The sequence below is a fragment of the Rhizobium sp. SVR5-9E genome (genome assembly GCF_056755095.1).
The window spans coordinates 1-12810 of the sequence record NZ_JBNDHS010000048.1 but is presented as its reverse complement, the minus strand read 5'-3'; the positions used below and the strand labels follow the sequence as shown (position 1 = coordinate 12810).

General features: G+C 57.3%; 13 protein-coding genes and 1 pseudogene. 9 read left to right on the top strand and 5 right to left on the bottom strand.

Going from position 1 to position 12810, the window contains the following annotated elements; genetic code table 11:
• Positions 1-430: 430 nt before the first annotated feature.
• Positions 431-1421 (bottom strand): annotated as a pseudogene (locus ACPYOJ_RS20525) (IS5 family transposase).
• A gap of 293 nt (positions 1422-1714) precedes the next feature.
• On the opposite strand from ACPYOJ_RS20525, the gene ACPYOJ_RS20520 reads away from it, so the two are divergent.
• Positions 1715-2581 carry an SDR family oxidoreductase gene (locus tag ACPYOJ_RS20520; RefSeq protein WP_481417895.1) on the top strand — a complete coding sequence of 289 codons (867 nt, stop codon included), beginning with the start codon at positions 1715-1717 and terminating at the stop codon, positions 2579-2581.
• 260 nt (positions 2582-2841) lie between these two features.
• Positions 2842-3354 carry a sigma-70 family RNA polymerase sigma factor gene (locus ACPYOJ_RS20515; RefSeq protein WP_481417894.1) on the top strand — a complete coding sequence of 171 codons (513 nt, stop codon included), beginning with the start codon at positions 2842-2844 and terminating at the stop codon, positions 3352-3354.
• Positions 3355-3468: 114 nt separating this feature from the next.
• Here ACPYOJ_RS20515 and ACPYOJ_RS20510 read toward each other — a convergent pair whose 3' ends face one another.
• Positions 3469-3912 carry a response regulator gene (locus ACPYOJ_RS20510; RefSeq protein WP_481417893.1) on the bottom strand — a complete coding sequence of 148 codons (444 nt, stop codon included), beginning with the start codon at positions 3910-3912 and terminating at the stop codon, positions 3469-3471.
• A 326-nt stretch (positions 3913-4238) separates the two neighbouring features.
• Here ACPYOJ_RS20510 and ACPYOJ_RS20505 point away from each other — a divergent pair, with 326 nt between their 5' ends.
• Positions 4239-4430: a CsbD family protein gene (locus ACPYOJ_RS20505; protein WP_481417892.1), complete on the top strand. Its 192-nt coding sequence runs from the start codon at positions 4239-4241 to the stop codon at positions 4428-4430.
• Between the two features lie 215 nt (positions 4431-4645).
• On the opposite strand, the gene ACPYOJ_RS20500 is transcribed toward ACPYOJ_RS20505, so the two are convergent.
• Together ACPYOJ_RS20500 and ACPYOJ_RS20495 are read right to left on the bottom strand one after the other, a co-directional pair.
• The gene (locus ACPYOJ_RS20500) at positions 4646-4927 is read right to left on the bottom strand and encodes a hypothetical protein (protein WP_481417891.1); all 282 of its coding nucleotides are present in this window, start codon (positions 4925-4927) and stop codon (positions 4646-4648) included.
• A gap of 911 nt (positions 4928-5838) precedes the next feature.
• On the bottom strand, positions 5839-6021 hold the full coding sequence (locus tag ACPYOJ_RS20495) for a hypothetical protein (protein WP_481417890.1): 183 nt from the start codon (positions 6019-6021) through the stop codon (positions 5839-5841).
• Positions 6022-6706: 685 nt separating this feature from the next.
• Here ACPYOJ_RS20495 and ACPYOJ_RS20490 point away from each other — a divergent pair.
• The 6 genes from ACPYOJ_RS20490 to ACPYOJ_RS20465 all read left to right on the top strand — a co-directional run bounded on the left by ACPYOJ_RS20490 (position 6707) and on the right by ACPYOJ_RS20465 (position 11928).
• Entirely contained in the window at positions 6707-7264 is a 558-nt protein-coding gene (locus ACPYOJ_RS20490) for a hypothetical protein (RefSeq protein ID WP_481417889.1), read from the top strand.
• 66 nt (positions 7265-7330) lie between these two features.
• Entirely contained in the window at positions 7331-7723 is a 393-nt protein-coding gene (locus ACPYOJ_RS20485) for a hypothetical protein (RefSeq protein ID WP_481417888.1), read from the top strand.
• A 10-nt stretch (positions 7724-7733) separates the two neighbouring features.
• Positions 7734-8177 (top strand): hypothetical protein, encoded by a 444-nt coding sequence (locus tag ACPYOJ_RS20480; protein WP_481417887.1) that lies wholly within the window; start codon positions 7734-7736, stop codon positions 8175-8177.
• Between the two features lie 886 nt (positions 8178-9063).
• A complete protein-coding gene (locus tag ACPYOJ_RS20475) occupies positions 9064-9879 on the top strand; it encodes a class I SAM-dependent methyltransferase (protein WP_481417886.1) in 816 nt (271 codons plus the stop codon).
• A 526-nt stretch (positions 9880-10405) separates the two neighbouring features.
• Positions 10406-11164 (top strand): carboxy-S-adenosyl-L-methionine synthase CmoA, encoded by a 759-nt coding sequence (gene cmoA, locus ACPYOJ_RS20470; RefSeq protein WP_481417885.1) that lies wholly within the window; start codon positions 10406-10408, stop codon positions 11162-11164.
• Between the two features lie 14 nt (positions 11165-11178).
• The gene (locus ACPYOJ_RS20465; protein WP_481417884.1) at positions 11179-11928 is read left to right on the top strand and encodes a methyltransferase family protein; all 750 of its coding nucleotides are present in this window, start codon (positions 11179-11181) and stop codon (positions 11926-11928) included.
• A gap of 141 nt (positions 11929-12069) precedes the next feature.
• Here the strand turns inward: ACPYOJ_RS20465 and ACPYOJ_RS20460 are convergent.
• The coding region (locus ACPYOJ_RS20460; protein ID WP_481417883.1) for a magnesium transporter CorA family protein at positions 12070-12810 on the bottom strand (741 nt) is incomplete at its 5' end.

The window sequence follows — 12810 nt, the reverse complement described above, 5'->3', positions numbered from 1 at the left end:
AACCGTCCGCCTGGTCAGCCTTGATCCGAAGCCGGTTCGAGTGGGCTCGGCGATGCCGGTCCCGCCAGACTCCTACCAGGTACTTTGAAGAGCGTCGGAAACGTCCCAAGATGTTACACGTCGGCCCTCGCTCATCCCGAGAACTCCATATTTGGCGGCATTTGTTGCCGGCTCGTGGAGGACAAGCGCAATCCTCTTACAGCTTGTCAATCGCCACATACACGTCTTGCGGTTTAACACGTTGAGGGACCACACGACGCATTCTCAAAAGATGGCCAACGTACGCCTGCATTTAAAGTATTTTCACGGATATCGGCCACCTTAAACCGCGTGACTGAATGGCGTTTGCTTGAGACGCGCATCTGTCGCGGGGGGGGGCCTTGGTGCACGGATCTGGAGCATGACGGATCTCGATCTTTGATGACGTTGGCTAGGCTACCTTTGCCTTGCGGCGAGCGGATTTCGGGCGGGCGCCAGGCAAGCATGCGGTTGAGGACGGCGCAGCCGATGGCGACTTCCGTCTGCTGAGCATGAAACGACCGAGCCCGCAGACGCGGTCCGATGATGGATTTGTATCGTCCGATGGCAGTCTCGACCCGCGCACGCTTGCCGTAGCCGGTGGAAGCTTGCCAGTTCATCCGCCCGTCTATGCTTATCGCGGCGATATGCTGATCCCTTTGGCCGGGAGATCGATTCCTGGCCGGTTCGACTGCATTGACCCGTGGCGGAATGATGATGGCAACATCGGCACTGTGGTTGATGATCGCGTCGTAGATGGGCTTTCCATCATAGGCACCATCGGCGGTTAACCGTCCGATTGGACCGTCGATCTGATTGAGAAGTGGCCCCACCTGCGAGGCATCGCCTGTGTCCTGGTCGGTCATTGTGGTGGGCGATGATCTCGCCGCTATCAGCATCCAGCGCCAGATGCAGTTTGCGCCAACCGCGACGGGATTTGGCGCCATGTTTCTCCTTCAGCCACTGGCCCGCGCCATAGATTTGAAGGCCTGTACTATCGACAAGAACATGCACCCGTCCGTCCAGAGGAACTGAGGATCCCGCCGTTTGCTGGGCGATTGCCATGTCCGTGCCCGACGGCTGAGCGTGGTATGATCGGGGACGGAGAGTGCCAACCCCATCAATTGCAACACCGATTCCAGGAAGCCTTCGGCTTGGCGTAGCCGCAGTCCGGACACCATGCCGAGGGACAAGGCTGTCTCGATGGCAAGATCAGAATAGCGAGGCTGGCCACCACGCGTTGTTCGTCGTGGAGCAACCCACATGGCAACCGCCTCCGGCGCCAGCCACAGGGTCAAGCTGCCACGTCGGCGGAGGCCCGCCTCATATTCCGGCCAGTTCGTCACCTTGAATTTCATCTTCCCGATCAGATGACGGCGGGCGGAATTGTGTTTGAAAGGCATGACTGAGACAGACCGGCTATTGAGATCGCCGTTCGCCTACATCAAGACCGCTGAACGATCCGTGCACCAACGCCATCGGGAACGGTATGGGTCGCGAAGGCGGCGGCTCGGAGCTTCGTTCGCGAACTCGAAGACAAGATCCGGCAGCAGCCTTTCGCCGCGGTCATCGCCGCCCTCCCCTTCATCTTCGTCTTCGGCGCGAAGCGCTGACGAGGCTTTGCGCGAAGGAGTCGCGGAACTGTTGCGTGTCGGGCGTGTTTAGTTGTCCACAAACCCACCTTGGAGAGAACGACATGTCCGATGACACTCGCCGACCGACGCCGCCCTATCCCGCCCAGCATCAGGAACCGCCAGGCAAGACCGCATCGATGCTGCCGGTTCCGGATCATGGGGAACACTCCTACAAGGGTAATGGCAAGCTGGAACGCAAGGTCGCATTGATAACGGGCGCGGATTCCGGGATCGGCAAGGCCGTGGCGATCGCGTTCGCGCGAGAGGGAGCGGACATCCTCATCTCCTACCTGAACGAAGACGAGGACGCCAAGGACACCGCCAAGTGGGTGGAAGAAGCAGGACGCAAGGCTGTCGTCGTCCCTGGCGATATCAAGTCGGAGGAGCATTGCCAGGGTCTGGTTGAGCGCACCGTCGACGAACTTGGCGGCATCGACATCCTGGTGAACAACGCCGCATTCCAGCGCACCTATGCCGATGTCACGGACATCTCCGCCGAGGAATGGGACGAGACCTTCCGGACAAACATTTACGCGCCGTTCTTCCTAGCCAAGGCAGCCGTCCCGCACATGAAGCCCGGCAGCGCGATCATCAATACGACGTCGATCCAGTCCCGACAGCCATCGCCACAGCTTCTTGCCTACGCGTCGACGAAGGGAGCAATCTCGAACTTCACGGCGGGGCTCGCCGAGATGCTGGCGGAGAAAGGGATCCGCGTGAACGCAGTCGCGCCCGGGCCGATCTGGACACCCCTCATCCCGTCGACGATGCCGGCCGAGAAGGCGGCCAAGTTCGGAGAGAACACGTTGATCGGACGGGCGGGGCAGCCTGCCGAATTGGCGGGGGCTTATGTTCTCCTCGCGTCGCATCTTGGCAGCTACATGACGGGCGCGGTCATTCCGGTCACCGGTGGAGAGATCATGATCTGACCGTCGTCGTCGCAGCGTGACACGAACGACTAACAAGGCATTCCGCGACGTGGTAACCGAGCGGGTTCTTCAGAACGAAGGAATAGATCGCCTTCGCTTTGAGATCACCGACGAAGAATGGCTAGATCTTCGACGTCGTTCACGTGAGCGATGTCATCAAACTCGATTGAAACCTTTTTGGTTCGATAGCGGACGATGGGTGAAAGAGCGGGAACCATTAGGGCGCGTATCCATTCCGGTTGGTGCTCGGAGGAACCGCCATGCCGCACTCCCCTTCCCTTGAAAATGAAATCGTCGCCCTACGTCCTGTAATGCAGGCCTTCGCTCATCGATTTACCAGATCGGATGCCGACGCCGAGGATCTGGCACAGGAAACCGTCTTGAAGGCCCTCCGCCATCTGGATCATTTCACGCCCGGAACCAGCCTCAAAAGCTGGATGTTCACCATCCTCCGGAACCAGTACTGTAGTCAGTACAAGCGGTCGAAGCGTTACCGTTTGGCCTCCGACATTTCCGAAGCCTCCTTCGAAATCTCCGTGCCATCGGATCAGGATTGGCCGTTGCGGCTGAAAGATGTTTCCGAGGCAATCGACCGTCTTCCCAAACACATGCGACAGGCGCTGATGCTCGTCGTGTCCGGGCGCTCGTACGCCGATGCCGCAAAGGATTGCGGGTGCGAAATCGGTACCATCAAGAGCCGGGTCGGCCGCGCGCGGAGGGCATTGATGGTGGCCTTGGATGAGGCCCGTTTCAGCGAAGCTGCAACCCGGTAGAAAAAACCCGCCAAAGCGGGCAATTCAGGTGCACTCCACCCCGAGCATGCTCTCCAAGGAACTCAAACGTCCGGCGGCCGCCTCACCCCTTTGTTTGACGAGTTCAAGCGAATCCTAATTCGTCCGAAAGATTTCCCAGAGGCGACGATGAATCGTCAAGATGTCTCCTTTCGCTTCACTCAGAACGAAGCATCCAGGCGGCTTTAATGAACTCGAAACAAAGGCGGCGAACACGAAAGGGATCTGGCGGACCTCGAGGATTTCCACGCACGCAATCATCTCGTCACCCTCGTATTCGAGATCGATGATCGCGCCATCGTGGCCGCCAAGGTCAAAAGATGAAAGAGCATTTGCCGCCACCGGGCCTGCGAGAACAATGTCGAATGATCTCCAAGCGTTCGAAACATTCGATGGGGTGGTACGACTGGAAATCACGAGAAAGCGCAGCATGGCGATCTGCCCCTGAGTGCGATGTTCGAACAGAACACAGTCGGGGAAGTTCCGAAGAGAATCCCGGTGCCCCTTTACCTGATCAGATACGACCAGAATTGCAAGCATTTACTCAACGGCGAAGGGGTGCGTTATTACCCCGCAACGCCGCATAGAGCGAGATCGTCACTCTTTGCGGTGTATCCTCAGGTGTTGACCACAACATCGTCCGATCAAGCTAATTCAGACGACGACCAGGACTGCGATTCTACTTCCATGTCCGCTCGGACGACAACTTCGACAGGTATCTCGGTGGTATCGGATGGTCCGGTAGTCGAGCCGCTCCTTGCGATGATCGCCTAAACCGAGATGACACCGTGCAGGGAACGAAACGACTGCCCCGCAGTTAACTGGCACGCAAACAATCATGTTTGGCGCTGTTCAGGAGAAGTTACGTGAGAAGCACATCTGACAAGGCATCGGGCAAGACCAACGAACTGGCGGGCAAGGCACGCCAGGTTGCTGGCAAAGCCGTGGACAACAAGGAAATGCAGGCTAAGGGCGCGGCGCAGGAAGGCAAGGGCAAGGCCCAGGTCGCCAAGGGCAAAACTAAGGACGCAGTCAAAGGCGTCGTTGATCGCACCTGACCGAACTACTTTGATCCCGTTGTCAACGCATGCCGCCCCTGGGCGACGGGCTACCGGGACATGCGTGCGCCTCTCTTCATCGTGATCAAGGCAGGCGACGAGTCCAAGGACAAGACGAAAGGAGGGGGCCAGGCCCTTGCTACCAGCAGCCCTGCGAGCCGCCGAAGCGATTGTGTGATGCCACCTAATCGGTCTTGAGGATGAAAACCGACGTTTCAAGGCTTGGCTGAAGCTTCTCGAACCCGGCGCATGCAATCGGCTTTGTCGCTGTCTGGCAGCCCGAAATCATTGCACAGAGCGGCAGCATCAAGAGAAGAGACTTGACCATTGATCTTTCCTTTTTCGGCCAAGCGCTTCACCGCGGCTTCCAGCGCGACGGTCGCGGCCTGCTGGCGTCCCTCAGAGCGCCCGCCGAGGATTGCAGGGTAGACCGCGACGAGAGTGCCCAACGCCGCTCCCGCGCCGATCTTGAGCCATTCAGGCAGCAGCTTGAGCATTGACCGCCACCTTCAGATCGAGGGCATCCTGCAACTCGTCTCTCTTGCGCTTCGCATATGGTCGACGCAGCATCGCGAAAGGCTGAGTTTGATAGGACGACTGAACGGCAGGCTCGTGGCGACACTGTTTTTCCAGCCGAGCACGCGTACCCCCTGAGATTTGAGACCGCGGTGTCCAGGCTTGGCGGCGGCTGCATCGGCTTCGCCGACGCGGAAGTATCGAGGGCCGGCTCCGGCTGGAGGGAAAGCTTGGCTGATACTCGTCATAGACGCGCTGCGTGACGCCCTTCAATGTCGAGCCGCCCGGTCCTTCGCGTTGTTGGAATAGCCGCCTTCCTGGGTCAGGACTCTGGCGAGAGAACGTGTGAATTCGTTTGCTCGGTTAACGACCTGCATTAGAATGCTCCAATTGTAAAATCACCCCAAAAGAAGTAGTAAGATTTAGCTATTGCTTATGCTAGCGTGCTAGCGCGGCAGTTATAGTATTCAGTCGCCGCATTGTTGAAGAGACGGGGCCGCAGCTGGGGTGATGCGGCCCTTTTATTTAGCGGGCAGCTTCACGCCGGCACGTCTCGGACGGGAACACATCCGGTCGATATTTACCGGAGGCTATCCTTGCCGGTTCATTGCTATTGCTCGATCGACATTCGCCCATCAATTTGTAAGGACCCGCGAACCCCTACACGGCACCTAGGAGACCCGGCAAACAGCCCACAGCCAACCCTATGCCGGGGTCTCCTTTACGGAGCCGCGTAGAAGTTTTGGCGGTTCAAGTCTGGTTCCTTTTGGGTAAGAAAAACGCCCCGCGAGGGAGCCTTATAAAACCAAGGCAGCAGATATGCTATTCGTGAGATAGCCAGCCTAGCGGTGGTTAATCGCCCCACCGATAACTGCGCCGAGCGCGAAAGCTGCTACTGGGTACCAAAGCCCATCGCTGTGGCGTCGGTAGCCATGGCGGTGTTCGTGATAACCGCGATATCCGTGGTAGTAGCCGCGGCGAACGTGTTCATGGTGAGCGTAGCGGTCACGCTGATCGCGACTAACGTAGCCCTGATGTGGCCGCCGGTGATGGTCGTCGCGGACCTGAACCACACCGACATTTTCAACGATTGCAGGACGAATAGACGGCAATGGAGCGGCAGAGACAGACGTCAGAGAAGTGGCGCCGAGGCAAATCGCGACGATCCCGGTGCAAAATGCTTTCACTACATTCATTTTTATTTCCTTCACTATTATCGGGGCGGGACGATGGACCGGGCCCGATTAACGCAAGGTGAACACGCTTGGGCACGCGATAGCACCCGGCGGAAGTCGGGGATAAAATTCATGGTCGTGTCCTTGGGAGTGTTCCGGACAGAGACGCGTCCGGTGGATATTCACGGGCTGTTATCCCTACCGGTTCATTGCGATGGCTCCAATCTGCGTGTGCCGATCTACCTTGTCGCGCCGCACATCCTCCCTGCGGCAAAAGGAGACCCGGTAGCACCCCGGACTTTCTGCCGGGTCTCCGCGACGCCGGAGCCGCGAAGCGCCGTGTAGAAGTTTGAACGGTTCATTTTTTGGGTGTTTGAAAGAGAAGCCCGCCTCATGGAGTGGCCTTTGGGGGCACGCTGCTGAATCGTCTGACAAAAAGCATAGGTCCGCTACCGTCAGCCTTAGGTCGGATGCATGATCCGACTGAAGCCCAATCTCGGAACACGGCGCAATCTCCACCTGTTAATCCGTCAGCTTCGACAACCGAACAATGTCGCAGCGATGAGGAAAACCAAGGAGATACATATGAACATCGTAAAACAAGCGGCGCTCGCAGCAGCTCTTCTCGCTGGGACGACGTTGTCTGCCTACGCCCAATCCAGCAGCACCGTTGGAACGGGCGGCACAAGTGCTGGGGGTGGCACTTCGAGCAGCACCAACGGCACCGGTGGAAGCTCCGCGGGCGGCACGAATTGTGCGCCTGGAACTAATTGCGGCTCCGGCTCTGCTTCCACACTCGGCACAGGCGGATCGTCTGCCGGCGGCGGCACCTCGAGCAGTTCAGTCGGCACGGGCGGGTCGGCGGCGGGGTCCGGTAGTGGCTCGGGTTCAGCCTCGACGCTAGGCACCGGCGGAACGTCAGCTGGCGATGGTCAGTCGAGCAGCTCTGTCGGGACCGGTGGTTCCGCTGCGGGTTCGGGCAGCGGCTTCTCCACGCTTGGTACCGGTGGAACCTCTGCCGGCAATGGTCAGTCGAGTAGTTCGGTTGGAACAGGCGGCAGTGCAGCCGGGGCCGCTCAAGACGGCGTCAGCAACAAAAAGTGTCCTCCGGGACAATCCAAGAAGAGCGGCGGCAAGTGCTGAGGCCACTCACCGGCGCTCGGGGGCGTGTCCGGCGCCCCTAAGCGCCTTTCATAAGGAGCAAAGGCCATGACCCCGATATCATCGATTCTTAAAACGACTTTCGCTCTCCCGCCGATCATGGCTGTCTGTATTGCTGGTGCAGCACTGTCAGCCGAAACGATCAAGCTAGACGATGGCACTACCTGCACAGTCATTGAGAGCACGAACTCCGGCGGAAGCGACACTTCATCGTCAGTGACCGCCGGCGGTGGGACCGTCTCGTCATCCACGACGATAGACGGCAAGAGTACCACTTTGCAGTCCGGTGGCGGCTCCGCCTCGTCTAGTGCAGGTTCGTCCGTCACCACTGGAACCGCGGGCAGCCAGGCATTCTCGACTGCGAGCGTGACCCGGCCGGATGGCACTGTCATCACGCGCCGATCGGACGGTACGTGCGATATCATCAAACCAAAAAAGTGAGGAGCCGATAATGAGAGCGAAAATCACACTCGCATCCATTGCGCTCATTGCGTCCATCGGCTGTACGTCTGCGATGGCGCAAGCCTGCAATGCAACGGGCACGGTTGGTTCCGGAGGTAGCGCCGCCGCCGGCGGCACTTCCGCGAGTACGCTTGGAACCGCAGGAGCCTGCGCGACCGACGACGGTACCACCTCCTCCATTGGCTCAGGTGGAAGCGGGGCGACCGTCGATGGCAAAGCTCAAAGCCGAACGAAAGTAAACGAAAATCCGAACCAGCTTAAAGCTCAGTCCAAGGCTCAGGCGATGGATCAGGGAACATTCAGTAAGTCCCAAACGAAAACCCGCGTCAAGGGCGATGAATTGGAAAGCAACACCCGGTCGATGTCGCATGTACCCGGTGAAAAGCCCGTAAGGAGCACGACCCAGAACAAAATACTACTGCCCCAGCAGTGAGGCAAACGCCTCGGCCCTTTTGGGGGCCGAGGCTCGCCGGATCGCCCACTATCGCGAGAACCTCCTTGGACGAGTCCTTCATTAGAGTGCGGAAATTTTTCTATTGCAGTAGAAGTCGCACAACAAGGTTCGTTTTATTTTCAGTATTGCCGCTGAGATTGTGTTGTGAAGATTGCATTCTCTGAGCCCGATATTGCGATGGCCCTCGGCAACAATCATTCTCATCCCACTTCGGACAACGCGGAAGAGCAGCCTCAGTTGGCCTCCTTAAATAGGAAACGCCATTTGCAGCTGCCTGTTCTGCATGGCGAACACCGCGCCAATTTTCAAGGGTACTTCTACGACCAACAGGAGCGCCGGCCGAGCGAGCGATCGCCATAGCGGGCCCAGTAATCATGTCTCCCGCGTCACGTTGCCATTCGCAGCATGACGGACGCGCCGCACGGCTGCGACCATGCATTACATAGCGCTCTTCAGCGTCTGCGAACGCTATCGAGGCCTCGATTTCGCGCCAGCCTGCTTCTACCGTACGCAGGATGATTTCGTTTGTCATTTGATCGAAGATGCGCTGAGAGTCTCCAATGCGCTGAACATCGTCCACGTCATAGTGGCGTTCTCATGCTGTTTAGACCCTTCGGATTGTGGAGTCAGTGAACCGGAGCGGGCGTTCCACCGGAAGTTGTTGAATCGCAAAGCGAAGATGACGTGGTGCTGCTGTTTCCTTCGTGGGAGGCTCGTCGAGCATATGGCTTGACTTCCTCGCCCCGGAGCCCAAATGCGGAACATTACGGGCGCGGGCTGGTTTTAGATAATCCTCACTATAGCCACCAACTCGGCGACGCTCATCCTTTCCCGAATTATGAGCAGCTTAACGACAGGTGATGTCATGGAGCAGCGGACCAGAATGAGCAAAGAGGCGCTTCAAGCGTCCATCGAGCGCCTTGCACCGTTCCACCACGCCATCGACTTGCCTTACGGGTTGAGCACCTTCGTACCGACTGCTTCTCGTCAAGATCGAGAACGGACGCGAATGCAAACGCTTCTTGATCATGCATGGGCAAGCACCTTGGAAGCGTGCGGAGGGACATTGGAGGGCAAACGTGTGCTCGACATAGCCTGCAACTGCGGCGGATTTGCTGTGCAGGCAGCAAGAGCAGGAGCTGACCATGTCCTCGGGATTGACACTGAACCTCACTACATCGAACAGGCGAACTTTGTAAAAGACGCCTTATCTCTGGATAACCTAAGGTTTGAACGACTCGATCTCATGGAGCTCGATTCGGAACAACACGGCACGTTCGATCTCGTTTTATGTTTTGGCATTCTCTACCACCTGGAAAATCCGGTGCTGGCCGTAAAGCGCATTTCGGCTGTCACCCGAAAAGTCATCGTGGTCGACACTTCGCTCATGAAGGTTCCGATCATCAATCGCGTTCTGGATCGCTGGCCTTTGTGGCATATGCGCCGGGTGTCTAATCCGGGTCCCAATGCAACGAACATCACAACATCGCGCTGGCGCCCAGCGGACTTCTGTCAGTTTTCCCCTAATGCCGCCGCCGTCGCAAGCCTTCTGGAATATGCCGGGTTCACCAATATCGTACGTCTCAAACCAAAGGCCAGCGGGCTTGAGAGCCGCTATCACGATGGCCGACGCGCAACCTTCATCGGCATGAAAACTCGCCCCGCGACCCAAGCCACCTGATCAACAACTGGAGGCTCGATCAAGCGCACCAGCTATTTCGCAGTCGTGGCCGCCACTCTCTAACGAAGCCTTCCTTAAGCAGCGTCTTGCCGATTTCTTCACCATTGGCCCGGAAGATATTAACCAGCGGCCGGTGAGAAGGTGTTGCGTCCATCACGCCGCTCCATTCGATCCGCAAGCAATTTTCAGTCAAAAGTTTTTCAGCCCTCCCTTCACGATTAAGCCAGCTTCCGTTCCTTGATGCCTTCGCGTGCGATCCGATCTCCGGTTGTATCAATGGCCGAAACGAACGCAACACCTTCTCCCAGCAATCGCATATTCTGGATGCTCGGCAGGCACTTGACCGCGTCACCGTCGACAGCCGCTAACGAGGCGCAAACCAGCAATTCGGTGATCACTGCTGTGAATGATAACCCATTCAGGTTGCTGTCAGCTTCGCCTAGTAGCCGTCGCATTTCGCGCGGTTGGCGGGGCCAGGTGCCGAAGCCCGAAAGCGTTGGTAGACCTAAATCGAGGATCAAACAGAATGGCGGAGAACAACCTGAGCAAAGTGCTTCACATCGAACGCAAGGACGAGGTGTTCCGGGAGGACCAGCCGGTCGGTGACTTTGCCTTCGACGCCACGGTTGCCGGTGTTTTTGATGACATGGTGAGCCGGTCAGTGCCCTTCTATGAAGAAATGCAGCGCATGGTCTGCGAGTTGGCGCGGGATTTCGCACGGCCCGGCACCAATCTTTATGATATCGGCTGCTCGACGGCGACCACGCTGCTGATGCTCGATGCCTTTTTGGACGACGGCGTCAAGTTCATCGGCATCGACAACGCACCGGAGATGCTGGAGAAAGCCAAAGTAAAAATCCAGCAGGCAGAAACCAGCAGGCAGATTGATCTGAGGGTCGGCGATCTTCACCAGGGCCTTGCGATGACGGATGCCAGCGTCGTCACCATGCTGCTGACGCTGCAATTCGTCCGCCCGCTTTATCGTGAGCGCGTGATCAAGCAGATCTACTCCGGATTGAATGAGCAGGGCTGTCTGCTTCTCATTGAGAAGCTCACGAGCGAGGACACCATGTTCAATCGGCTTTTCATCGACCACTATTACGATTTCAAGCGCCGGAACGGCTATTCGGAAATCGAGATATCGAAAAAGCGCGAAGCCTTGGAGAATGTGCTGATCCCCTACCGCCTGGAAGAAAATGTCCAACTGCTCAGAGAGACAGGATTTCGCCAGATCGAGGTCTTTTTCCGCTGGTACAATTTCTGCGGAATTATCGCGGTCAAATAGGCATGGATCATCAAATGAAGAAGACGATGATAAGCATCGGGAATTTTTTCTTCCGGTTCCGCAATCAGGCATTCCCCGTGATGATCGTGGGATTGCTGCTTACAATGTTGCCGCCCTCCGAGATATTTGGAAGCAGATTGGCTGAACAGGCGACAGATATTGTTGCCCTGCTTATGGTGCTTTCCGGTCTAGCCTTGCGCGCCACCGTCATCGGTTATGCCTATATCCGGCGGGGCGGCCTTAACAAGAAGGTCTATGCCAAGGATCTGGTAACAGGAGGGATGTTCGGCATCTGCCGCAATCCCCTGTATGTCGGCAACATGCTGATCTACAGCGGCATATTCCTGAAACATGGCAGCCCTTGGGTGATCGCTTCCGGTGTTGCGTTATTCGCCTTCATCTATCAGTGCATAATTTACGCGGAAGAGGCCTTTCTTGAGAACAAGTTTGGCGAAGGCTATCGCGCCTATTGTCGGGATGTACCGCGCTGGATCCCCCACTTCAGTAAGTTTGCTGAGTCCACCGAAGGCATGGAATTCAATTTCAAACGCGTCATCGCCAAGGATTATTCAACCGTTTCCGCGGCTCTCTTGGCGATGATCGCTGTAGAAGCTTGCGAATATCTCACCGCCACACCAGATCCAACGCAATATACCGGTTATCCGTCTCTCTTAGTCGCATCGATGGCTGTCGTCGGCATGCTTACTGGAGCCATCAGCTTACTCAAGAGGCGCGGCATTTTCGACGAAAGTAAAACTGCTTGACCCTTGACGAAGGCGTCGTATCAAGGGCTGCGTGATGTGCAGGACAGGGCCGCGATTAACCGGTTGATGGATTCTGCGTCCGACGGGTCAGAGCTTTGATTTCTTGCCGCAGTGTCGAACATTCGTCCTGCCGCCAAGCGGCTACAGCCACCCACGCCTCTTGAAGTAAAAGAACGGCAAAATCGCCGAGAGCACCATCAGGACAATCGCCAGCGGGTAGCCCAGCGTGAGCTGCAGTTCGGGCATGTAGTCGAAGTTCATGCCGTAGATGGAAGCGACAAGGGTCGGAGGCAGGAACACGACCGCAGCAACCGAGAATATCTTGATGATCTGGTTCTGTTCGAGATTGATCAGGCCGAGAGTGGCATCGAGCAGAAAGTTGATCTTGTTGGCCATGAAGGAGGCGTGTTCGCCAAGCGATGCAGCGTCTCGTTGGATCAGCTTGATGCGCTGGCGTGTCTCCTTCAACAGCTTGCGGTCTCCACTCTCAACGGCGACATGGTAGGCAACGAGGCGGGAAATGCTGACGAGGCTCTCCCGAACCACGGTCAGGAAGTCGCCTTTCCGGCCGATCTGCTCGATGAGCGACTGCAGATTTCGGGTCTTCTTGGTGGCCTTGTCGATCTTGCTGCGGAAGACTTCCCGTGAAATCCCATCGATCTCGTTGCCAAGACGCTCAAGAGCATCGGCCATCCGGTCGATCAGCGCCTCGATCAAGCCGGTCATCAGTATCTCACCATTCGCACAGGAGACGCCGCCGCCATTTCCGCGCAGGGCCCGTGACAGGAACATGTCGAAGGGCTTCGGCTCTGTGTATCGCACCGTAACGAGGGTCGGGCCCTTGAGAATGAACGTGATGGGCGTTTTGATCGGTGTATCACC

What these genes read in the sequence shown, in the direction of transcription:
- ACPYOJ_RS20510 (WP_481417893.1), bottom strand. Translation starts at nt 3,912, where the DNA reads ATGCTTGCAATTCTGGTCGTATCTGATCAGGTAAAGGGGCACCGGGAT.
- ACPYOJ_RS20465 (WP_481417884.1), top strand. Translation starts at nt 11,179, where the DNA reads ATGAAGAAGACGATGATAAGCATCGGGAATTTTTTCTTCCGGTTCCGC.
- ACPYOJ_RS20520 (WP_481417895.1), top strand. Translation starts at nt 1,715, where the DNA reads ATGTCCGATGACACTCGCCGACCGACGCCGCCCTATCCCGCCCAGCAT.
- ACPYOJ_RS20515 (WP_481417894.1), top strand. Translation starts at nt 2,842, where the DNA reads ATGCCGCACTCCCCTTCCCTTGAAAATGAAATCGTCGCCCTACGTCCT.
- ACPYOJ_RS20475 (WP_481417886.1), top strand. Translation starts at nt 9,064, where the DNA reads ATGGAGCAGCGGACCAGAATGAGCAAAGAGGCGCTTCAAGCGTCCATC.
- ACPYOJ_RS20490 (WP_481417889.1), top strand. Translation starts at nt 6,707, where the DNA reads ATGAACATCGTAAAACAAGCGGCGCTCGCAGCAGCTCTTCTCGCTGGG.
- ACPYOJ_RS20480 (WP_481417887.1), top strand. Translation starts at nt 7,734, where the DNA reads ATGAGAGCGAAAATCACACTCGCATCCATTGCGCTCATTGCGTCCATC.
- ACPYOJ_RS20485 (WP_481417888.1), top strand. Translation starts at nt 7,331, where the DNA reads ATGACCCCGATATCATCGATTCTTAAAACGACTTTCGCTCTCCCGCCG.
- ACPYOJ_RS20500 (WP_481417891.1), bottom strand. Translation starts at nt 4,927, where the DNA reads ATGCTCAAGCTGCTGCCTGAATGGCTCAAGATCGGCGCGGGAGCGGCG.
- cmoA (WP_481417885.1), top strand. Translation starts at nt 10,406, where the DNA reads ATGGCGGAGAACAACCTGAGCAAAGTGCTTCACATCGAACGCAAGGAC.